Annotated in this window: 20 protein-coding genes; 12 read left to right on the top strand and 8 right to left on the bottom strand. The window is 65.2% G+C overall.

All coding sequences use genetic code 11. From position 1 onward, the window contains the following. The first annotated feature begins 173 nt into the window (after positions 1 to 173). The gene (locus ACTHL0_RS08070) at positions 174 to 887 is read left to right on the top strand and encodes an autoinducer binding domain-containing protein (RefSeq protein WP_440566194.1); all 714 of its coding nucleotides are present in this window, start codon (positions 174 to 176) and stop codon (positions 885 to 887) included. A 288-nt stretch (positions 888 to 1,175) separates the two neighbouring features. Here ACTHL0_RS08070 and ACTHL0_RS08065 read toward each other — a convergent pair whose 3' ends face one another. The 3 genes from ACTHL0_RS08065 to ACTHL0_RS08055 all read right to left on the bottom strand — a co-directional run bounded on the left by ACTHL0_RS08065 (position 1,176) and on the right by ACTHL0_RS08055 (position 3,352). After that, on the bottom strand, positions 1,176 to 1,880 hold the full coding sequence (locus tag ACTHL0_RS08065) for an ABC transporter ATP-binding protein (protein WP_440566193.1): 705 nt from the start codon (positions 1,878 to 1,880) through the stop codon (positions 1,176 to 1,178). 132 nt (positions 1,881 to 2,012) lie between these two features. Next, positions 2,013 to 2,813 carry a LysR family transcriptional regulator gene (locus ACTHL0_RS08060; protein WP_440566192.1) on the bottom strand — a complete coding sequence of 267 codons (801 nt, stop codon included), beginning with the start codon at positions 2,811 to 2,813 and terminating at the stop codon, positions 2,013 to 2,015. A 338-nt stretch (positions 2,814 to 3,151) separates the two neighbouring features. Then, a complete protein-coding gene (locus ACTHL0_RS08055) occupies positions 3,152 to 3,352 on the bottom strand; it encodes a hypothetical protein (RefSeq protein ID WP_440566191.1) in 201 nt (66 codons plus the stop codon). Between the two features lie 583 nt (positions 3,353 to 3,935). On the opposite strand from ACTHL0_RS08055, the gene hutH reads away from it, so the two are divergent. From hutH to ACTHL0_RS08015, 8 genes are all read left to right on the top strand, one after another. Beyond that, positions 3,936 to 5,471, top strand: a complete 1,536-nt coding sequence (gene hutH, locus ACTHL0_RS08050; protein WP_440566190.1) for a histidine ammonia-lyase — start codon at positions 3,936 to 3,938, stop codon at positions 5,469 to 5,471. 21 nt (positions 5,472 to 5,492) lie between these two features. Next, the gene (gene hutC / locus ACTHL0_RS08045) at positions 5,493 to 6,188 is read left to right on the top strand and encodes a histidine utilization repressor (RefSeq protein WP_440566206.1); all 696 of its coding nucleotides are present in this window, start codon (positions 5,493 to 5,495) and stop codon (positions 6,186 to 6,188) included. A 36-nt stretch (positions 6,189 to 6,224) separates the two neighbouring features. Next, positions 6,225 to 7,913, top strand: coding sequence for a urocanate hydratase (gene hutU, locus ACTHL0_RS08040; RefSeq protein WP_440566189.1), 1,689 nt, complete (start codon positions 6,225 to 6,227; stop codon positions 7,911 to 7,913). 11 nt (positions 7,914 to 7,924) lie between these two features. Next, positions 7,925 to 8,632: a HutD/Ves family protein gene (locus tag ACTHL0_RS08035; RefSeq protein ID WP_440566188.1), complete on the top strand. Its 708-nt coding sequence runs from the start codon at positions 7,925 to 7,927 to the stop codon at positions 8,630 to 8,632. A 49-nt stretch (positions 8,633 to 8,681) separates the two neighbouring features. Continuing rightward, on the top strand, positions 8,682 to 9,959 hold the full coding sequence (gene hutI / locus ACTHL0_RS08030; protein ID WP_440566187.1) for an imidazolonepropionase: 1,278 nt from the start codon (positions 8,682 to 8,684) through the stop codon (positions 9,957 to 9,959). Then, positions 9,956 to 11,347 carry a formimidoylglutamate deiminase gene (locus ACTHL0_RS08025; RefSeq protein WP_440566186.1) on the top strand — a complete coding sequence of 464 codons (1,392 nt, stop codon included), beginning with the start codon at positions 9,956 to 9,958 and terminating at the stop codon, positions 11,345 to 11,347. The genes hutI and ACTHL0_RS08025 overlap by 4 nt, the downstream gene beginning before the upstream one ends. Positions 11,348 to 11,538: 191 nt before the next feature. Further along, positions 11,539 to 12,351 carry an N-formylglutamate deformylase gene (gene hutG, locus ACTHL0_RS08020; protein ID WP_440566185.1) on the top strand — a complete coding sequence of 271 codons (813 nt, stop codon included), beginning with the start codon at positions 11,539 to 11,541 and terminating at the stop codon, positions 12,349 to 12,351. 248 nt (positions 12,352 to 12,599) lie between these two features. Beyond that, complete coding sequence (locus ACTHL0_RS08015) at positions 12,600 to 12,905, top strand: HigA family addiction module antitoxin (protein ID WP_440566184.1); 306 nt, start codon at positions 12,600 to 12,602, stop codon at positions 12,903 to 12,905. A 52-nt stretch (positions 12,906 to 12,957) separates the two neighbouring features. Here the strand turns inward: ACTHL0_RS08015 and ACTHL0_RS08010 are convergent, their stop codons facing one another. Then, positions 12,958 to 13,809, bottom strand: a complete 852-nt coding sequence (locus ACTHL0_RS08010) for a LysR substrate-binding domain-containing protein (protein WP_440566183.1) — start codon at positions 13,807 to 13,809, stop codon at positions 12,958 to 12,960. 123 nt (positions 13,810 to 13,932) lie between these two features. On the opposite strand from ACTHL0_RS08010, the gene ACTHL0_RS08005 reads away from it, so the two are divergent. Continuing rightward, a complete protein-coding gene (locus tag ACTHL0_RS08005; RefSeq protein WP_440566182.1) occupies positions 13,933 to 15,174 on the top strand; it encodes an aminotransferase class I/II-fold pyridoxal phosphate-dependent enzyme in 1,242 nt (413 codons plus the stop codon). Positions 15,175 to 15,184: 10 nt separating this feature from the next. On the opposite strand, the gene ACTHL0_RS08000 is transcribed toward ACTHL0_RS08005, so the two are convergent. Beyond that, on the bottom strand, positions 15,185 to 15,745 hold the full coding sequence (locus ACTHL0_RS08000) for a hypothetical protein (protein WP_440566181.1): 561 nt from the start codon (positions 15,743 to 15,745) through the stop codon (positions 15,185 to 15,187). A gap of 94 nt (positions 15,746 to 15,839) precedes the next feature. On the opposite strand from ACTHL0_RS08000, the gene ACTHL0_RS07995 reads away from it, so the two are divergent. After that, complete coding sequence (locus ACTHL0_RS07995; RefSeq protein ID WP_440566180.1) at positions 15,840 to 16,805, top strand: helix-turn-helix transcriptional regulator; 966 nt, start codon at positions 15,840 to 15,842, stop codon at positions 16,803 to 16,805. A gap of 2 nt (positions 16,806 to 16,807) precedes the next feature. After that, a complete protein-coding gene (locus tag ACTHL0_RS07990) occupies positions 16,808 to 18,745 on the top strand; it encodes a DUF3857 domain-containing transglutaminase family protein (RefSeq protein ID WP_440566179.1) in 1,938 nt (645 codons plus the stop codon). 139 nt (positions 18,746 to 18,884) lie between these two features. On the opposite strand, the gene ACTHL0_RS07985 is transcribed toward ACTHL0_RS07990, so the two are convergent. From ACTHL0_RS07985 to ACTHL0_RS07975, 3 genes are all read right to left on the bottom strand, one after another. Continuing rightward, positions 18,885 to 20,915, bottom strand: coding sequence for an alkaline phosphatase family protein (locus ACTHL0_RS07985; RefSeq protein WP_440566178.1), 2,031 nt, complete (start codon positions 20,913 to 20,915; stop codon positions 18,885 to 18,887). 243 nt (positions 20,916 to 21,158) lie between these two features. Further along, positions 21,159 to 21,428, bottom strand: a complete 270-nt coding sequence (locus tag ACTHL0_RS07980; protein WP_440566177.1) for an addiction module antidote protein — start codon at positions 21,426 to 21,428, stop codon at positions 21,159 to 21,161. A gap of 132 nt (positions 21,429 to 21,560) precedes the next feature. Then, a partial coding sequence (locus tag ACTHL0_RS07975; protein WP_440566176.1) for an NAD(P)/FAD-dependent oxidoreductase occupies positions 21,561 to 22,018 on the bottom strand: 458 nt, incomplete at its 5' end.

Here is a 22,018-nt window from a genome sequence, read left to right as displayed (position 1 = left end):
GCGTTGAAATAAAGAAGAGCCTTTGGCGTGCGTCTCGTTCGAGAGCCGTGGCCCGGCGCGTGCCGGGCTGGGGGAGACGTGTGCCGGGATGTCGATGCTCCGGCCGCTGGGCGTGGCCGTTTCGGTATCGCGCAAGTCGCTGCGAGGGCCTGCGCGACGACAAGGAGGCATAAATGAAAAGCTGGGCCGAGGAACTGTTGCATGAATTGAATCGCACGAGCTCCGATTCCGAGATTTTCAGCAAGATCGAGGGCGCCGCGAAGGGTTTGGGTTTCGAATTCTGCTCGTATGGTTTGCGGGCGCCGTGGCCGCTGTCCAAGCCGAAGACGCGTTGGATGAGCAACTATCCGGAGGCATGGAAGAAGCGCTATCTGGAAGCGCGCTACCTGGATATCGACCCGACGGTTCAGCACGCGCGCCGGTCGCAGTCGCCGATCGTCTGGAGCGATGCGCTGTTCAGCGGTGTGCCCGAATTCTGGCACGAGGCGCAATCGCACGGGCTGCGCCACGGCTGGGCGCAGTCGGCGTTCGACAGCTGCGGCGTAGGCGGCATGCTGACGCTCGCGCGCTCGGCGGGGCCGCTCACGGCGCAAGAGCTGTCCGAAAACGAAGTGAAAATGCGCTGGCTCGTCAGTACGGCGCACCTGTCGCTCAAGCGTGTGCTGATGCCCGCGCTGATGGATGACCCGGAGCGGGGGCTGACTGACCGCGAGGTTGAAGTGCTCAAATGGGCGGCTGACGGCAAGACGTCGGGGGAAATTTCCAAAATCCTCGTGATCTCGGTCGATACGGTTAATTTTCACGTAAAGAATGCCGTGACGAAATTGAAAACGACGAACAAGACGGCAGCCGTCGTGCGAGCCGCCATGCTCGGTTTGCTGCAATGAATCGTCTGTCTGATTGACGCGGCCCTGTCGGGGCATATCGAACGCGCATTCCGCGACCCGCCGGGCTGGCCTGATTCGCTCGCTCGAGTATGCGTCAATCGTATTGCCGTATCCGGGCTCAGTTAAATGCGTGAAAACTTGCAACGCTCCAATTAACTGGGCTGGGCGGTAACCGGCTCCCCTCCATTTGCCTATGGCATTTACGGCTCGTCGCGTCTGAATTGGCGCGAATCGAGCGCTCGGAACGCGTGCCCGGTGCGCAACCGCCGCGCATCGTCGAGCCGACATTCACGACGCCGCCGATCGCCTTGCCCCGCATGGCGTAGCGTGCTTCTCCGAGCGGCTTAAGCGCCCCCTGTCGAGCAGGAAGGCCGGCACGTCGGTGCAGCCCTTCTGCGTCGCGCTTCGTTGCGCGATTACCACAGCGGTTCCCTCGCCGGCGAGTTCCGCCCCGAGCACGGCCACGCGCTCGGCTTCGGCGGGCACCAAAGCGTCGAATGGATCGTCGAGCAGCAGCAGGCGCGGTTGCGACATCAACGCCCGTGCGATCGCGAGCAGTTGCCGTTCGCCGTTCGTGAGGCGGCTGGCGCTTTGATGCTCACAGGCTTTCAAAAAGGGAAGCCGCTGCGCCAGGCGATCGAGGCGTTCCTCGATACGCGGCCGATCCGTGTCGCGCCATACCGCCGCAAGCAGATTGTCCCGGACCGATAGCGAGCTGAACAGCAGACGGTTGTGCGGCACATAGGCGATGCCGCGCGCCAGGAGTTCGGTTGGCCGTTTGCGGCGGATATCTTCGCCGTCGAGGCGGATGACGCCGCGCTTCGGACGCACGAGGCCCGCGATCGCCATGAATAAGGTCGTCTTGCCCGCGCCGCCTGGCCCAAGCACATAGGCGAGGCTGCCGGCGGAGAGGGCGAACGAAACATCGTCGAGAACGTCGCCCTTGCCGTAACCGGCGGCGAGCGATTCGATTTGCAGCAAAGGCATGCGCATCGGGTGTCACCTCCGGAAACGAGCGCGGCGCGCTACGTAGCACGCCGCACTCGAACGCCGTAGATTTCACCTGCCGAGCCGGTTGGCGGCAACTACCACAAATGGTGGGGCGCCGGCCGGATGCCTTTCGCGTCAAGAAACTTCGATCCGCTCCCGGGTCGTCGCGGCTTCCGCCAGCGACAGTGCGGCGGTCTCGTCCCGCGCCAGCGATGGCTCGGCCGAATGCGACAAGGGGCCGACGGCGGCGGGTGCAGGGCGGGCCGCGAGGCTCGCACCCGGAACGGGCTCGGCGGCCGATTGCGCTTGCTCGACAATCCATTGCGCGACATCGCGCACGTCTTGCCGCGCCGACGCATCGGCCTGCACGAGCCAATACGCGTGACCGCTCGTCTTGCCGCCCGTCTTGCTGTTGTCGCCGTCTGGCGCCAAGGCCGTGTCGTCGAACAAGCGCGTCGCGCCGGGCGCCGGGTCCTTCAAACCCGTATAGCGAATGGCCAGATCGATTCCCTCGGCTCGCAAATCGAGCAGCTTGTCGTTGGCCGCGACGCGCACATCGAGCGCCGGGTGGCGGCGCTGCAGTTCGGATAGCCGCGGCAGCAGCCAGCGTGCCGTCACGCCGATGCTGGCCGTGATCGTGACGGGCTGCCGCTCGAGCGGACGGGTGATCGTCTCGAACGCGTCCTGGAGCTGGCGCACGACACCATCGGCGGTGCGGAACAGCCGCTCGCCGGCCGGTGTGAACGAGATCGAGCGGTAGCCGCGATGGAACAGCGAGACGCCGAGGGCGTCTTCGAGCGAGTGAATCTGCCGGCTGACGGCCGATTGCGTCAGACATAGATCCTCCGCCGCGAGCGTCACGCTCATGCGGCGGCCGACAGCGACAAACCCGCGGATCAGATCGAGCGGTGCAAGTCGAACGAGAGGCGTGGCCATGCGTCTACCTCATGCTGAAGTTACGGGAAATGCGTTCGCCAGGAACGCATCGGGTGGTCGTGCCGGATTTAAGCGACTCTTATGCGAAACCGTAACTGGCACAGTTGGTAGGCGCATGGGGCACCACGAGGGTGGTCTGCCTGCGGCCCCGGCTGGGCAAGGGCACGGCGCGGTCCCGGTGGGTTAGCGCGACGCGACGGGCCAGCCTGTCCTATGCGTCTTGAGCGGCTCGCTCGCGCAGGGAGCGAGCATCCCGCTTCGAGGAGGCGGCGCGCGGTGGATGGCCCGGCGGTGGCGAAGGAGCGCGGCAAGTGGTGCCCGCGCGCCTTCACTGTGCGTCAGCGATCGCCATCGTCGGAACCGTCGGTCTCCGGTTCGCTGCGGACGGCGTCCGCGAACCTCGCGAGCGCGGCGAGCGACCCGCTCACACTCACGTACTGTTCGCGGCCGATCTTCGCATCGAGCAGGACTGCCATGCCCGACTCGCGTGCGAGCTCGATGAGGTCCATCCGCTGGTGTTGTCCTTGTGTCTTGTTCATGGTCGTCCGAGGAATCGGTGATGCCGGGACTCGCGTTCGTGCCGCGCCGGCTGCCGCGGCCCCACGCCGAGTGCGAACTGCTCGCGCCCGATCCCGCTCCCGCTCGTCTTCAAGCACGACGCGTACCCAAGATGAACGCCGCACCTCATTGCCGTCCCGGTACCCCGCAGCCTGAACGGCGCGGCCTGCGCTCAGCGGGAGCGGCAAGGGGCCCGGTTTCGCCGAACATCGACATGCCCGATATTGCAAAAGCCGCTCACGGGCGGCGCATAGACGGATTTGTATAGACAACAACGATGCCCCTCGACAGCAGGTCTCGATCCATCGTCCGTGACGGCAAACTCCCTTGATCGAGCGTTCACGCCTATTAGGGCCTATTAGGGCCCGTCCAAAAGGCGGTCGCATCGGGCCATACCGTCTAATGGAAATCCCTTATCTTTCGGTGCCAGAAACAACTTGTATATACAAGCTGAGCGAACTAGACTCGCTTTCAGATCGCAGAGCCTAGTGCGCGGGCAACGGCCCGCCGCCATGGCCGCTTGGCGAACCCAACCGCATCAATCGCATAAGACAGGACGCCTTCATGATGATTCTCACGCCGGGCCATTTGACGCTTCCCCAACTGCGCCGTATTGCACGCGAGCGCGTGACGCTCGTGCTCGATCCCGCCAGCCGCGCCGTCATCGATGCGGGCGCGAAGGCCGTTGCCGACATCGCCGCCAAGGGCGAACCGGCCTATGGCATCAATACCGGCTTCGGCCGTCTGGCGAGCACGCACATTCCGCACGACCAGCTGGAGTTGTTGCAACGTAATCTCGTGCTGTCGCACGCAGTCGGTGTCGGCGAACCGATGGCGGCGCCCGTCGTGCGCCTGCTGATCGCGCTGAAGCTCTCGAGTCTCGGCCGCGGCCATTCCGGCATTCGCGGCGAGGTGATGGACGCGCTCGTGACGCTGTTCAACGCGGATATCCTGCCGATCATCCCCGTGAAAGGTTCGGTGGGCGCGTCGGGCGATTTGTCTCCGCTCGCGCATATGTCGGCCGCCCTGCTCGGTATCGGCGAAGTGAGCGCTCGCGGCGAGCGCATGAGTGCCGCCGAGGGCCTGAAGCTTGCGGGCCTCGCACCGCTCTCGCTGCAAGCGAAAGAGGGGCTTGCGCTGCTGAACGGCACGCAAGCGTCGACGGCTCTCGCACTTTTCAACCTCTTCGCGATCGAAGATCTCTTTCGCACGGGGCTCGTCGCGGGTGCGCTCTCGGTCGATGCGGCCGCGGGATCGGTCAAGCCATTCGACGCTCGTATTCATGCGCTGCGCGGCCATCGCGGTCAGATCGACGCGGCCGCGGCCTATCGCACGCTGCTGGACGGCTCGGGGATCAATCTCTCGCACCGCGATTGCGACAAGGTGCAAGATCCGTACAGCTTGCGCTGCCAGCCGCAAGTCATGGGCGCTTGTCTCGACCAGATGCGGCATGCAGCGGATATCCTGTTGATCGAAGCGAACGCCGTGTCGGACAATCCGCTCGTCTTCCCGGATACGGGCGAAGTGCTCTCGGGCGGCAACTTTCACGCCGAGCCCGTGGCGTTCGCGGCCGACAATCTCGCGTTGGCCGCGGCGGAAATCGGCGCGCTGGCCGAACGCCGCATCGCATTGCTGATCGACGCGACGCTGTCCGGACTGCCCCCGTTCCTCGTCAAGGACGGCGGCGTCAACTCCGGCTTCATGATCGCGCACGTGACGGCGGCCGCGCTGGCCTCGGAGAACAAGACGCTGGCCCATCCGGCGTCGGTCGATTCGCTGCCGACTTCCGCGAATCAGGAAGATCACGTATCGATGGCGACCTTCGCGGCGCGCAAGCTCGCCGATATCGCCGAAAACACCGCCAATATCCTCGCCATCGAACTGCTGGCGGCGGCGCAAGGCGTCGATCTGCGTGCCCCGCACCGTACGAGCGGCGCGCTGCAACGCGTGATGGACACGCTGCGCGCGCACGTGCCGCACTACGACCTCGACCGCTACTTCGCTCCCGATATCGCCAGCATCGCGCGGCTCGTCACGGATGGCGCGATCGCTCAGGCCAGCCCGCTGTCGTTCGCGTCGGAAGCGAGCGCCAACGCATAAACGATGCGTGACATCAAAGACATGAATGCTCCCGCGTATCAGGGTATCAAGGACTTCATCCTCGCGCGGATTCACGCGGGCGAGTGGGCCGAGGGCGATCAGGTGCCGTCCGAAAACGAACTCGCGCGCGAGTTCAAGGTGGCGCGGATGACGGTGAACCGTGCGCTGCGCGAGCTGACGGCCGAGCAAGTGCTCACGCGCGTGCATGGTGCGGGCACGTTTGTCGCCCGGCCCAAGTACGAATCCACGCTCGTGGCGATTCGCAGCATTTCCGACGAAATCGCCGCTCGCGGCCACCGTTATCAGCCGAAGGTGCTCGAACTCGGCGCGGCGGTTGCAAGCGAGGCGCTGGCCGACGAGATGCAAGTGGCGGCCGGCAGCCCCGTGTTTTATTCGCGCGTGCTGCATCTCGAGAACGACGAGCCTGTGCAGCTCGAGGCGCGCTGGGTCAATCCGGCCGTCGCACCCGAGTACGCGCTGCAGGATTTCGCCGCGGTCACACCGAATCAATACCTGACGCGCGTCGCGCCGCTGCAGCGGGTCGAGTACCGCATCGAAGCCGCGCAGCCCGAGCCCGACACGCGTATTCCACTCCACATGGACGACACCGAGCCTTGCCTCGTGCTGCATCGGCGCACCTGGTCGCGCGAGCAGGTGGCGTCCGTGGTCGACTTGTGGCATCCGGGCAGCCGTTATCGCTTCACTGGACATTTTTGAGCCGAACCGAACCGAGCCGTACCACCGAGGACCCCCATGAACGATCCGAAACCCTTCGATCCGCGCCTCGATCCGACGCGCACGATCCGCGCGCCGCGCGGCGCTGAAAAGACCTGCAAGAGCTGGCTCACGGAAGCCGCCTATCGCATGATCCAGAACAACCTCGATGCCGAGGTGGCCGAGCACCCGCATGCGCTCGTCGTCTACGGCGGGATTGGCCGCGCCGCGCGCAACTGGGAGTGTTTCGATCAAATCCTCGCGTCGCTGAAGGATCTCGAAGACGACGAAACGCTTCTGATTCAATCGGGCAAGCCGGTGGGTGTATTTCGCACGCATGTCGACGCGCCGCGCGTGCTGCTCGCGAACTCGAACCTCGTGCCGCACTGGGCGACGTGGGAGCATTTCCACGAGCTCGACCGCAAGGGCCTCATGATGTATGGCCAGATGACAGCAGGCAGCTGGATCTACATCGGCAGCCAAGGCATCGTGCAAGGGACGTACGAAACGTTTTACGCCGTGGCCAATCAGCATTTCAACGGCGACGCCCAAGGGCGCTGGATTCTGACGGGCGGGCTCGGCGGGATGGGCGGCGCGCAGCCGCTCGCGGCGACGATGGCGGGTTTCTCGATGATCGCCGTCGAATGCGACGAGACGCGCATCGATTTCCGTTTGAAGACGCGCTACGTCGATAAAAAGGCGAAGACGCTCGATGAGGCGTTGGCCATGATCGAAGCCGCGAAGGCGAGCGGCAAGCCGGTTTCGGTCGGCCTCGTGGGCAACGCGGCGGATGTCTTCGAAGCGTGCGTCGCGCGCGGCATCACGCCCGATTGCGTAACCGATCAAACGAGCGCGCACGATCCGATCAACGGTTATCTGCCGCAGGGATGGAACGTCGAGCAATGGCGCGAGCGCCAAAAGACGGATCCGCAGAGCATCGTCGTGCCGGCGAAGCAGTCGATGGCGCGGCAAGTGCAGGCGATGCTGACGCTGCAGGCACGCGGCGCGGCCACGCTTGACTACGGCAACAACATTCGGCAAATGGCGCTCGATATGGGCGTCGAGCATGCGTTCGATTTTCCCGGCTTCGTGCCCGCCTATGTCCGTCCGCTGTTTTGCGAAGGCAAGGGGCCGTTCCGCTGGGTCGCGCTCTCGGGCGATCCGGAAGACATCTACAAGACGGATGCGAAGGTCAAGGAGCTGATCCCCGACGATCCGCATCTGCACAACTGGCTCGACATGGCACGCGAGCGTATCGCATTCCAAGGGCTGCCCGCCCGCATTTGCTGGGTCGGCGTGAAGGATCGCTACCGTCTGGGCCTCGCCTTCAACGAGATGGTCAAGCGCGGCGAGTTGAAGGCGCCGATCGTGATCGGCCGCGATCACCTCGATACGGGTTCGGTTGCGAGTCCCAACCGCGAAACGGAATCGATGAAAGATGGCTCCGACGCCGTCTCCGATTGGCCATTGCTCAATGCGTTGCTGAACACGGCCGGCGGCGCGACGTGGGTGTCGATCCACCATGGCGGCGGCGTGGGCATGGGCTTCAGCCAGCATGCGGGCGTGGTGATCGTCTGCGACGGCACCGATGCGGCGGCGCGCCGGATCGAGCGGGTGCTGTTCAACGATCCGGCCACCGGCATCATGCGTCATGCCGACGCCGGCTACGACCTGGCGCGCGAGACGGCACGCGAAGTCGGCCTGAAGCTGCCGATGCTCGGACGCTGAGGCGGATGAGCATGCCATCGCCTGCGGCGCAGCCAGCCGCGTTCGCGACAGCGCCGGGGGCGCCAGAGTCTGGTGTGTCGACCGCGCCGTTGCGGATCGTTCGAGCGAATGCCTTGAAAGCGGTGCCGTGGAAGAACGGCGGCGGCGTGACGCGGGAGGTCGCCGCTTATCCGGTGGGGGCGAGCCTGGATGCCTTTGTCTGGCGTGTGAGTGTGGCCGACGTCGAACGGCCAGGGCCATTTTCGCGGTTCGCCGGTGTCGACCGCACGCTGGTGTTGCTGGCGGGGCAGGGGATGCGGCTGGTCGAACCGGACGGTACGACGCACGCGCTGTTTGAACCGCTTTCGATGGCGCGCTTCGATGGCGAGGTAGCGCTTGACGCGCAGCTGGCCGGTGGTGCCACGCGTGACTTCAACCTCATGGTGCGGCGCGATCGGGCGCGTGCGGAACTGCGCGTGTGGCAAGGCCCGGGCCGGCATACGCTCGATGCCGATGTTGCGCTCCTGTTTTGCGCGCGCGGGGCGCTCGACGTTCGTTTTTCCGACAGCGCATCGCAACGTTCGGCCGGTGCCTCGGCGGGACAAACGCCTGAGATGACCGCGATGACCGTGGCCTCGCTGGCGACGATGGATACGCTCGTGCTGGACACGCCGCGTGCGCTTGCCTGCGACGTGACGGGCGCGGGTGCCGCGCTGGCCGTGCTCTTGCATTACCTGTGAGGCGCCCCGCGATGCGGGCGCTGTTTCTTGCCGATCTATCGAGGTCATCATGAGCGAGCACGTTTGGCGCCATTTGAATCTTTGTCCAAACGGCGATCCCGATGCGTCGATCGAGGATGCCGCGTTGGCGGTGCGCGACGGCACGATCGCATGGCTCGGCGCTGCGCGCGACTTGCCGCGCGAGTTCGACGCGTGGCCGAGCACAAATCTTGGCGGTGCGTGGGTCACGCCGAGTCTTGTCGATTGTCATACCCACCTGGTGTTCGGCGGTCATCGCGCCGACGAGTTCGCATTGCGCCTGCGTGGGGCGAGCTACGAAGAAATCGCGCGGCGCGGCGGGGGCATCGTGTCGACGGTGCGTGCGACCCGCGCTGCCGATGAAGATGCGTTGCTCGCTTCAGCCTCTGCGCGTCTCGAGCCGCTGATCGCGGAGGGCGTCGGGGCGATCGAAATCAAATCGGGTTACGGGCTTGAGCTCGAGAGCGAGCGCAAAATGCTGCGCGTGGCGCGCGAACTCTCGCGGTGCTATCCGGTGTCCGTCTATACGACGTTCCTGGGTGCGCATGCGTTGCCGCCCGAGTTCGCGGGGCGGGCTGACGCCTATATCGACGAAGTGTGCGAGCGGATGCTGCCGGCGTTGGCCGACGAAGGGCTCGTCGACGCCGTCGACGTCTTTTGCGAACGCATCGGGTTCACGCTGGCACAAAGCGAGCGCGTATTCGAAGCGGCACAGCGCCGCGGCTTGCCCGTGAAGATGCATGCCGAACAATTGAGCCTGATGGGTGGGACGGCATTGGCCGCGCGCTATCGCGCGTTGTCGGCCGATCACCTCGAGTTTCTCGACGAGGCCGGCGTGCAGGCGATGAAAGAGGCGGGAGCCGTTGCCGTGCTGCTGCCGGGTGCTTATTACTTCATCCGCGAGACGCAGTTGCCGCCGATCGAATGGCTGCGCCGCTACGATGTGCCCATCGCACTCGCAACCGACTGCAATCCCGGTACCTCGCCGGCCACGTCCTTGCTTGCAATGCTCAATCTGGGCTGCACGCTCTTTCGGCTGACCGTCCCCGAAGTGCTGCAAGGGGTGACGCGCCATGCCGCGCGTGCGCTCGGCCGCGGCGATCGTCACGGCGAACTGGCGCCGGGCCGGCCGGCCGACTTCGTCGTCTGGTCCGTCAGCACGTTGGCCGAACTCGCCTACTGGATGGGCCGTCCGCTCGCCGCACGGGTTGTGCGTGCGGGTGCGACGGTGCATACGGCTCCTGTCTCGCCGTGGACGGGGCGTTTCCTGGATACCTGCGCCGAAGCCTTCCAAAGGAGCGCTCAGTGACGACCGACCGCCATGTGCTCTTCGCCGCGCACGCCTATTTGCCGCAAGGCTGGCGGCATGATGTACTGCTCGAATGGAACGCGGACGGCATGCTGGTGGCCGTCACTCCCGGTTCGCCTGTGCCCGCGGGGACGCCGCGGGCGAACGGGCCGATCGTCCCCGGGATGCCGAACTTGCATTCGCACGCGTTTCAGCGCGCGATGGCCGGGCTGGCCGAATATCGCGCGCAATCGAGCGACAATTTCTGGAGCTGGCGCGATCTGATGTATCGGTTCGCCGCCCGAATGACGCCCGAGCGGCTGGCGGCGATCGCGCGATGGCTCTACGTCGAAATGCTCAAGGCGGGCTATACGTCCGTCTGCGAATTCCACTACGTGCATCATGCGCAAGACGGCAGCCGCTATGGGAACGCCGCTGAGCTGGGTCAATGTGTGGTCGATGCCGCGTCGCAAGCGGGTATCGGCATGACGATGCTGCCGGTGCTCTATCAATACAGCGGCTTCGGCAAGCGCGAGCCGCGCCCCGATCAGCGGCGCTTCCTCAATACGCCGGAATCGCTGCTGGACCTGCTGCTGACGTTGCGCCGCGCCCGGCCCGGGCATGGCGCGTTGACGTACGGCGTGGCGCCGCATTCGCTGCGGGCGGTCTCTTCGGCGTCGTTGCATACGCTGCTCGACGGACTCGATGCCCATCTTCCCGGTGCGCCGGTTCACATCCACATCGCCGAGCAGACGGGGGAAGTCGAGGAATGCCTGGCGGCGACCGGCGCGCGGCCCGTCGCGTGGCTGCTCGAACATTTCAACGTTGACGCCCGTTGGTGCCTCGTGCATGCAACGCATGTGGACGAAGGCGAAACGGCCGCGCTGGCTGCGAGCGGTGCCGTGGCGGGGCTGTGTCCGACGACGGAAGCGAATCTCGGTGACGGTCTCTTTCCGGCGCGGCCCTATCTCGACGCGAACGGATGGATCGGCGTGGGCTCGGATAGCCATATCGCCGTCGATTGGCGCTCGGAGTTGCGGCTGCTCGAATACGGGCAACGCCTTACGCTGCGCCAGCGCAATGTGCTCGCGTCCGAGACGCGGCCCCAGGTGGCCGATCGTTTGTTCGCGGCGGCGCTTGCGGGCGGCGCACGTGCCAGCGGCCGGCCCGTCGGCGCATTGGCCCCCGGGCAGCGTGCCGACTGGCTCGTGCTTGACGGCACACATCCGAGCATCGATGGGCGCAAACCGGACGACTGGCTGGCGGGCGTCGTGTTTGGCGAACACGGCGGCTCGCCGATCGTCGAAGTGCACACCGGCGGCCGTTGCGTGGTGCGTGACGGACGGCATGAAGAAGAAGCGCAGGCGTACGCCGATTATCGTGAAGCCGTCTCGCATTTGCTGGGCTGACGCCCGGCCTGTGCGGAGCGGCCGCGGCCTGCCAGGCGGGCGCGCATGACGCGAAACGCGGCGCGCGTTATTCTGAACGTTGACGTCCTCGTCTGCCGAAAGGTGGAGGATTCCCTACGACGCATGCCGCCTCGCGGCGGCGCTCCTTTCCTCATCGGACTGACGTCCGAGGTTTGCCGGAGCAAGATCCGATGAACGCTACACTCGACCCCGCCGTGTTTTCCGTCCGGCCCGGTACTTTGCCGCTGTTGATCTCGATGCCGCACGTGGGCACGTGCGTGCCCGGGGACATCGCTGCGACGATGACGGAAGTCGCCCGTCATGTCGACGACTGCGATTGGCACCTTGAACGCTTGTACGAATGCGCGGCCCGCCGCGGCGCTTGGTTGCTTGTTCCTTCGTATGCGCGTTATGTCGTCGACCTGAATCGTCCGCCCGACAACGCGAATCTGTACCCGGGGCAGGACACGACGGGCCTGCTGCCCATCGACACGTTCGATAAAACCCCGCTTTATCACCCTGGCGGCGAGCCGACCGCAGCGGAAGTGGCGCGCCGCGTCGTACGGTATTGGCAGCCGTATCATGACGCGCTGGCAAGGAACTTGGCCGAACTCAAAGCCCGGCACGGCGCGGTGTTGCTGTGGGAAGCGCACTCGATTCGCTCGCAGGTGCCGCGCTTTTTCGAAGGGCGGCTTCCCGATTTCAATTTCGGCACGGCAAACGGTGCGAGCGCGGCATCCGGGCTCGCCGAGGCCCTCGCCGAGTGCGTGAGGCGCCACGGCGGCTACACGGCTGTGGCGAACAGGCGCTTCAAGGGCGGGTACATCACACGGCACTACGGCGCGCCGCGCGACGGCGTACATGCCGTCCAGCTCGAACTGTCGCAAGTTACCTATATGCAGGAGACTCGGCCGTATGCCTACGACGAAGCGCTCGCTGCGCGTGTCGAGCCGCTGCTGGATGCCCTGATCGACGAAGCGCTCGGACGCCTGCCGCGAGGTTGAATAAGCCAAAGCCACGTGGAAGGGCCCCCGCGGGAGCGCGGTCCTTTCTCGCGTCGACGAGCGCGCAGGTCAGTGAAGCCGGGAAGGGGGCGGGCGGCACGGCGCGTGGCGGTCTTACCTGGCTTTGCTCGCCTGATCCTCGAAATCCTGCGATCTGTCAACTTGGCGCCACATAAGGCGATGCGTCGAATAGACAATCGGCACTTGTCGATTGACGGATTGACGCTTCGCCGCTATGGTTTCGGGCCATGGCCGATACCGACAACAATCATCCTGGCGCCGTCGTGCGTCAGCTTTGCCTCGTGCGATTCAACCTGAGCGTGACCGAAGGTGCGGCGGTGCTCGGCGTGAGCCGTCAGGCGCTGACGAACCTGCTCAGCGGCAAGGCGGGCATTTCGCCCGAGATGGCGCTACGTCTGGACAAAGCGTTCGGCGGCGGCGCGGAAACGTGGCTGCAACGTCAGTTGGTGCACGATCTCGCCAAGGCGCGCAAGCGGCTGGACGAGCTCGATGTCGTTTCCATGGCTCAGCAGCGTCAGCGTCCGCTGTTTTGATGGGCCTCGCCGGCGCGCCGCATCGGATGCGGCCGCCATCGGCCCGCATCCTTCAAATCCTCAATTCCTGCAAGATTTGCTCGGCGAGAAAGTCGCATTCGGGACGGCTCGACCGTGCGCTGCGAGCGAGCACGATCTCGAGCGGCGGCAGCGCGGGGAGCCCATGCGCGCGTCCCAGTTCGACGAGACGTTCCGGCAGCGCGCAATGCGCCACCGGTGCCACCGCGAGCCCGGCTTCGACCATGCTGAACAAGCCGAGCAGGCTCGGGCTTTCGTACGAGGTGCGGTAGGCGATCCGGGCGCGTTTGAGCGCGCGAATCGCATTTTCTCTCGCGACGCTGCCCGCCGCGAACACCGCGATCGGCAGCGGGCGTTCGCGCCAGACGGCCGGCCCGCGCGGCGCGCCGGCCCACACGGTGGGCTCGAGCCGCACGCGCTCGCCACGTAAGCCCTTGACGCGGGTCATGCACGCCAGATCGACCGTGTTGTCTCTGACGAGCGGGGCGAGCGCATGGCTCGGCAGCCCGATCACTTGCATCTCCACCTTCGGATAGGTAGCCGAGAACTTCCGCAGGACGGGCGGCAGCAATGACGAGGCGTAATCGTCGGGCACGCCGATGACCACGCGCCCCTTGATCTCCGGATGGACGAGCGCCGCCCAGGCTTCGTCGCGCAGGGCGAGCATCCGGCGGGCGTAATCGGCGAGCACGAGCCCTTCCTGTGTCGGCACGACATTGCGCGCGCGCCGCTCGAAAACCGGCTTGCCGAGCGCTTGCTCGAGCGCCTTGATCTGCATGCTGACGGCGGATTGCGAGCGGTGGACGAGGGCGGCACCGCGGACGAAGCTGCCTGCATCGGCCACAGCCACGACCATCGCCAGCACATCCAAATCGAGTGTTTTCATCGGCGATCCGGTGATCAGAAAAACTGAAGATAAGAATCAATATAACGCGTTTGCCTGAAGGATCGATAAGGCCGATACTCAATGACGCCCGGGCTGATTCCATTCACTGAGAGCACAACAACGATGACGATGACTTACGACGAATTCAAGGCACAGCGTCTGTCGATCGATATGACGCGCGGCAAGCCTGCCCCCGAGCAGCTCGATCTTTCCCGGGCGTTGATCGACGATGCGGCCGCTGCCGGGTATCTATCGCGCGACGGCATCGATTGCCGCAACTACGGGCATGTACTGGGCTTGCCCGAGGCGCGCGAACTGGGCGCGCAATGGCTCGGGTTGCCTGCCGCCCAAGTCGTCGCCGGCGGCAATTCCAGCCTCGAGCTCATGCACGACGCACTCGCGTTCGCGATGCTGCATGGGATGCCACAGGGCGAGCCGTGGGCGCGAGGCGGAGAAGTCGCGTTTTTATGTCCAGTGCCCGGCTACGATCGCCATTTCGCGATCTGCGAAGCGCTCGGGATTCGAATGATCGCCGTGCCGATGCACGAGGACGGCCCAGACATGGATCGCGTGGAAGCGCTCGTCGCGGCGGACCCGACGATCAAGGGCATCTGGTGCACGCCGCTCTACAGCAACCCGACAGGCACGATCTACTCGTCCGAGACGGTCCATCGTCTCGCGCGCATGCCGGCGGCCGCGCCCGATTTCCGTCTGTTCTGGGACGACGCCTACCGGTTCCACCACCTGACCGACGAGCGCCCTGCGTCGCCCGATATCGTCGGTGCGTGCACCCGTGCCGGCCACCCCGATCGCGCGCTCGTATTCGCCTCGACTTCGAAGGTGACGCTCGCGGGCGGGGGCTTTGCCTTGCTCGCCTCGTCGCCGCGCAACATCGATTGGTGGCAGCGTTGCGTATCGGTGCGGACGATCGGGCCGGACAAGCTCAATCAGCTGCGGCATGTGCACTACCTTCGCGATCGAGCGGGGCTCGAGCAGTTGATGGAGCGCCATCGCGCCATCTTGCAGCCGAAGTTCGCCGCGCTCGATACTGTGCTGCGAGCGTTGTTGGGCGATGTGCCGGACGTCTCCTGGACCCGGCCGAAGGGCGGTTATTTCGTGAGCTTGTTCACCCCCGACGGCTATGCCAGGCGGACGGTCGAACTAGCGGCGCAGGCGGGCGTCGTGCTGACGCCAGCCGGTGCCGCGTTTCCGTACCGGGTCGATCCGCGCGACCGGCACCTGCGCATCGCGCCAAGCTGTCCCAGTCCGGCTCAGATCGAACAGGCGGCGGTGGCCATCGCGCTGTCGTTGCGCCGGGCCTTGGACGAAGGAACGAAGGTGCTCGACCCAGCGCGTGCGGCTTAGCGTCCGGGCATCACGAATCGATCCGTGCGGCAATGAACTCGCCTTCGAGCCGCCAGCTTCTTCCGTCCGTATCCAGCGCTTCGCCGATCCAATGAAAGCCGTTCGAGGTGATTTCGGTGAAGCGCCAGCGCGTCGCCTGGCCGTCGGCGCGCGCGCCCGTTTGCACAATCTCCTCGCCGATGCGTCGGCCGATCTGCGTTTCGCGATGGCCGCGCGCCGGGTTGTTCCACGTGATGCGCCAGGCGCGTAATGCCGGGTCCCACGCGCGTAGCGTCGTACCGTACATATCGTTTTGCGGATCGCGGGCGAAGCGGCCCGCGCGTCGATCCTCACGACGGGGCATAATCCAGACATCCTGTATCGCCCGTCCTTCGAGCACCCAGCCGGCATGCACCTCGCCGGTCAAACCCTCTCCGCGCAGATCGAATCCGCGGTAGTGCAGCACCCGCAAGGACCAACTGCCGATCAGCCAGCCGTACACATCGTCGGCTTCGTCGATGTCCGGCGCGCGGTCAGTGGTGGCGAGCGCGGATAGGAAGGCATGGGGCACGCGATGTTCGATCGGGGCCATCGTGGGTCTCCTGAGTGAAAAGTCATGGCGGGAATCGCAGACAGCGAGACACCCGCGAGGTCCGATGACGATACGGCCCGCAGCGAGGCGAATCTTGGCAAAAATTGCGCTCGATCTGGAACATGCACTGGCGCGGCGTGCGCGAGACGCGGCCTTGGGTGCGACGGCGCGCCGTGTGCTCGGCAGCGGCCAGGGATGGAGCGTGGCCGACGTCCTCTGCACCTGCGGTCCCGGCGATCGCGCGTTCGAAGAGCGCCATGACGCGTTTTGCATCGCGCTCGTCGTGGCCGGTGCTTTCGAATACCGGTCGGAGACGGGACATGCGCTGATGACGCCGGGCGCGGTCATGCTCGGCAACGTCGGGGAACGTTTCGAGTGCGGGCATCGGCACCGAGCGGGCGATCGGTGCGTCGCCTTTCACTATCGGCCGGAATATGTCGAGCGTCTGTTTGCCGATGTTGGCGGCGTCGGCCGCAACCCTTCGTTTCCTGCCGCGCGGATCGCGCCGTCTGGCGGGCTCGCCTCGTTTGTCGCGGCTGCGTGCACGCGCGTGACGGCGACGTGCACTGAGGTATCCACGATGTGCAATGACACGTTCACGGCTCCCAGGGGCGAGACGACTGGGCGCGGTATGTCCGGCATGGCATGGGACGAGATGGCGCTGGCACTCGCCAGCCGCGTGCTGCGGCATGTCGAGGGTGCGCAGCCGTCGGATGCCCGACCCATTGCCCGTGCAGCGCTAAAGCGTGTCATCGATACGCTGCAGTGGATCGACGAGGCCCCCGATGCCGAACTCGGCGTCGAGAGGCTGGCCGGGCAGGCGGGCCTCAGTCCCTATCATTTCTTGCGGACGTTCGAGCGCGCGACCGGGGTGACACCGCATCAGTACGTTCTTCGCGCGCGGCTGCGTGCTGCGGCGCAGCGTCTCGCCGATGCTCCGGAGAAGATTATCGACGTCGCACTCGATTGCGGCTTTGCCGACCTATCGAACTTCAATCGCGCGTTCCGCGCCGAATTCGGCGTCAATCCACGCGCGTACCGTCTAACCTGGCGGGCTTGACGATGTCGCGCGGTGCGAATCGCCTTGGCCGGTATCGTGCGATCGTGTATCGCGCGGCTGCCTGCTTGCTTGTTTGCGCGATTGCGTTAGCCGACGTGTCCGCGCATGCGGCGGCGACGGCGCTCGCACCGGGCGATCCTGCCCCGGCCACGATCGAATCCGATGTGCACGTGTTCACGGTGGCGCATGACGGTTCTATCGTCGAGCACGACGATACGACGCTGCGCGTCGATACCGCAGCTGGCGTAGACGAAGTCGCGCAACGTTACGTTTGGTTCGACAAGGACATCGAGCGGATCGACGCGCTATCGGCCGAATCGATCGATCCGCAAGGCGGCACACACCCGGTCGGCGCCGATGCGATCCGCGATATCGAAGAACCTCGCGCGGCCGGCGCGCCGACGTTCGAGGACGGCGTATTGCGCACGGTCATTTTTCCTGGCATCGAGCCGGGATGGCGCGAGCATCTGACTTTTCGTAAATCGCGCAAGGCGGGACAGGCCGGGATGTTTGAGTACTTTGCGGAGCCGGCCAGCGAACCCGTGCTCGATCAGCGTCTGATCTTCGATCTGCCGGCCGACATGCCGCTTTATGCCGATGCGCGCGGCTATGTGGCGCGCGAGCCCGTGCTCGACCACGGACGCATGCGTTACGAATTCGACTACCGCCACGGCCCCTTCGCGCGCCGGGAGCATGGGGCGGTGGGCGAGGCGAACGACGGCGATCGCTTGATGGTGACGACGTTGCCCAGCTATGCAGCCTTCGCGGAAAGATACCGGCGCAATGCCGTGGATCCGACCGCGCGCGATCCCGAAGTGCTCGCCTTGGCGCAGGCGCTGACACGCGATGCGCCCGACGATTGGACGAAGGCCGCCCGTCTTTACGATTGGACACGCGCCAACATCCGCTATGTGGCGCTGTTTCTCGGCGAGACGGCGGCTAAACCGCATCGTGTGGCCGATATCCTGCGCAACCGTTATGGCGACTGCAAAGATCATGTGGCGCTCTACGGCGCCTTGCTGGCCGCGGTGGGCATCCGCAGCGAGCCCGCGCTGCTCAATCTCGGTCCGGTTTACACGTTGCCGTCCGTGCCGGGCTACGGCGCGGGGGCGATCAACCACATCATCGTCTGGATTCCGGTGCTGGAGCGGTTCGCCGATACGACGGCGGGCGGCGGGACGCCATTCGGGTTCTTGCCGCCGGACGCGATGGACCGGCCGGCCTTGCTCGTCGACGAAGGGGCGCTGACGCGCACGCCGGCCGCGCAGGCGCGCACGCGCGATGCGCGGCTGGACATGGAGATCGACGCAAGCGGCGGCGCACACTACAGCTATCGCGTGCAAGACGATGGTTTCACTGCGGAGCTCGAACGCAACGTGTTTCGCCGTGCCACGCGGGCGCGAGCGAGGGAGATTGCCGGTGAGCGGTTGCGGCACACGGGCCTGCGTGGGACCGCTTCGATTGCGACCGACGACGTGAACGCCACGAGCGGCCCGTTCGCCGTCACGGTAACAGGCTCGCTCGAGCATGTCGTGTGGACCGACGGCATGACGGCGCTTCCGGCCTGGTCGAGTCTCGCGGGTGGCATTGCTTCGCAAGTTGGGGACTGGATGGCCGAGCCGGTGAGGACGCAATCGTACGTTTGCGTGGGTGGCACATTCGTCGAACACGCGACGGTGACATTGCCGCGCAATATCGAGCTCGTCTATCTGCCGACGGATGTCGAGATCGATGCGGACCCGCTCGATTACGCGGCGCGCTATATATTCGATCCCGTTTCGCGTGTCGTTCAGATATCGCGCCGGCTGCGAGCGGATTTTGGCACGCAGGTTTGCACGCCGAAGCGATTCGACGCGATGCTCGGTTCGCTCCTGCGCATCGAGCGCGACACGTCGGCGCAAATCATCGTGCGGGCGAGTGCCGGGCGTGCGGTGCGTTGACGCTGTGAGGCGAGGAGGCGAGCGGGACATCACCCGCCCGCTCGGCGTCGAGCTATCCAGCGCGGCGCGAGTCGCCTCACGCCGCGCATTCGCGGGTCTACCGTCTACTTTGAATCGCCAGACCCGTCTTCGATGTGCATCAGAAGAACGGCGACCACCCGGCGCCGCCCTGATCGCCCTGGTTGTCGTCGCTGTCCCCCTCACCGTCACCATGGTGCCGGTGATCGAAACGGAATGCGTCGAACAAATCTCCGATGGCCGGTGCGTTCACCGGCACATACGGATTCCAGCGCAGTTGAACCGGGTTCGGCAGATTGTCGCGGCTGCGGTTCGTGATCGGTGCGAGCCGCCAGTTGCGCTCGATAAATTTCAGGAGCGAAACATGGTCGCCGTACTGATGCACGACGCGGCCGCCGCGCGAATACGGCGACACGATGATCAGCGGAATCCTCGGCCCATCGCCGAAGAAATCGACGGGCTGAATGTAGCCCGAATCATAGTAGCCGCCGCCCTCATCGTTCGTGATGAAGACCGCCGTCGACGCCCACAGCTTCGGATTGCTACGTACCGCATCGATGACCTTGCGCGAGAACGCTTCGAACAAGCCGTACTTCGACGAAGAAGGGTGGCCATCGAGCAGCCCGCCTGGCTTCACGAACGACACGGCCGGCAGGTTGCCGCTGGCGAGGTCCGCGTACAAGTCGGTCGCATCTTGCAAGTGCGCTTTGACGACGGCGGGCTTCGTCATGATTGCCGTTTCATAGAGGAACGGATTGCAGATGTTGCAATACGTGCTCGTGGGCGAATGGGCAACGAACGTATTCCAGCCTTCACCGTAGTACTTCCACGAGACGCCTTTGGCCAGCAGCGTGTCGGCGATCGTGCGCACCGGCGACGGCGGGATCGTGAACGCACTCGTGTTGACGGTGCCGTCCCCGTTGTAGCCAGGGTTGTAGTTATTGAGCAGGTAGTACGCACCGGGCGCGCAGTTGGCCTTGGGATGGTACGGCAGCGCATCGAGATAGCTGCGAATCGCACCGACACCCGGCTGCGAGGTATCCGAGCAGTTGCTGTACGACCCGCCCGAGTAGCCGTCTTGCGCATACCAGTTGTTCGTGCCGGCGCGCGGGCGCGGATCTTCGATCTGATTCGAGGGTGGCGTGGCGGCGTGGCCCTGTCCGTCGGTGTAGTAGAACGCGTCCGCGGCGCCGATCATGATGCTGTTCGCGCCCGTGCCGCCCATCACCGGCTGGTGATAGTTGTCGCTGATCGTGTACTTGCGCGCGAGCTCGTTGAAGTACGGCATGTCGCCCGTGTTCACGTTGTAGTAGCCGAGGGCGGTCGAGCCTTCGCCGGTTGTCTGATCGGTGAAGTTGGGCGGTTGGGGCTTACCGTTGCTGCCGGCGCCGATGGACGTTTCCACCCACGGGAACAGGTCCATCGCGCATCCGCTCGGGTCTTTCCAACTGGCGCGGGCCGCGCTGCAGTCGGCCTGCTGCCAAGCCTGGTAGAAGCGATGCACGGGGCTTGCAATGTACTGATCGTAGTTCGGGCCCACTCGCGAGATCTGGAACGGCCCGTTCGGCAGCGTGAACGTGTTTGCGCCGAAGCGCGTATCCGGCACATGGGGAGGCAGGCCGGTGGCCCCCGTCGTCAGCTGCGGGACGTCTTGGGGTTCGAGCACAGCGCCTTCGGCGGCTTGCGCGGCGGCAAGCGTGGCGAACGGCGGCGGATTCGTGTCGCTCGCCGCCGTCGGTGCGGAGCCGGTGTTCGGGGCGGGCAACACGCTGTACGGTTGCTTGCCGCCGGGGCTCATCTCGAACCGAGCCGGATCGACGGCCTGGGCGGTGTTTTGCGCGGCGAGCGCGAAGTTCGGGCCCGGCGCGCCGTCGGCGGTGATGATGCCTTTCGAGAGCAGGTTGGATACCGTTTGGCCGGCGCGCGGTTTGAAGGCGCCGAATACCTGGTCGAACGTGCGGTTTTCGCCGACGATGACGATCACGTGCTTGATCGGCGTGACGGTTGCCATCGACGGATCGGGCGCGGGTTGCGGCTGGCTTTCGGCGATAGCGGGCAGCAACGCGCCCATTGCCGCGAGTGAAACTGCGCCGATCGTTAAACCGGCGCGGGTAAGAGCAGGACCACCTCTGGCTTTCTTGTTTCGCTTCATTGAAATCTCCGTTGACTGGAAGCCGACTGCGGGGACAGCGAAGCGTAGCGGTGTGGTTGGGGCGCTCTTTCGCGCCTTATCTGTTTCTGGTTGGTTCGAGCGTTTTGCGTTGGCCAGGATATCGGCCAACGATGACGCATGCGGGACGGGAATGTGACGCTGAGAAGACGGAGGCGTGACAGGGTGGGGCGAGCGAAGCCACCGCCCCGTTCTTAGGGGCGGCTTGTCACTGGGGGTAACGGCTTACGCGTGGGCGTTGTCTGGCGTGACGGACAGTTTGACGCCGAGCGCGTGCATGAGTTTGAACACCGTTTCGAGCTTCGGTTTAGAGCCGGGTGTAAGCGTTTTATACAAGCTTTCGCGGCCGACACCCGCATCGGATGCGACTTTCGCGATGCCGCGTGCCTTTGCGACATCGGCAATCGCAGCCATGAGGAGATCGGCATCTCCCTCTTCCAGCGCGGCGTTAAGGTAGGCTGCTATTTTTATTGGATACAAAACGCAAGCCCTCATTTAAGGACACGCTGATTGCTTCGAATTCGCATTTCGACGTATGGTGCGCCGATAGCGCAAGTGCGAATCGCTCGACGCCTTACGCCGCTGGCTGCTCGCCAAGGCGGCGCATCGCCCTGGCCGCTTGGCAAATTAAACAACGTTGCGTTCGACCACCGGGCGGTTTTCCAGCACACGCTCGAAACCGAGCGGCGACAGATCGAGCGACGCGAAGCGCCCTTGCAGAATAAGCTCGGCCACGCCACGTCCCGTGGCGGGCCCTTGCTGCAATCCATGGCCGCTGAATCCATTCGCGAACACGCAGTTCTCGATGTCGGGGTGGTAGCCGATGATCGCGTTGTGATCGAACACGTTGTATTCGTAATAGCCCGACCACGCATGCTCGACGCGCAGCGCTTCGAATTGCGGCACGCGATGCGCCAGCGTCGGCCAGATCACGTCGTCGAACAGCGCGTGGTCGACTTCGTCGAGCGGCAGATCGTCCGGATCGTGATCGGCGCTCGGGGAGGTCCCGCAAATGTAGGTCGTTCCTTCCGGGCGGAAATACACGCCGGTCGGATCGATGAGCAAGGGACACCGTTCGAGCTTGG

It is taken from the genome of Trinickia sp. (genome assembly GCF_051961175.1).
Lineage (GTDB): Bacteria > Pseudomonadota > Gammaproteobacteria > Burkholderiales > Burkholderiaceae > Trinickia.
Note: the sequence above shows the minus strand (reverse complement) of the source record. Positions and strands in the feature narration are given on the sequence as shown.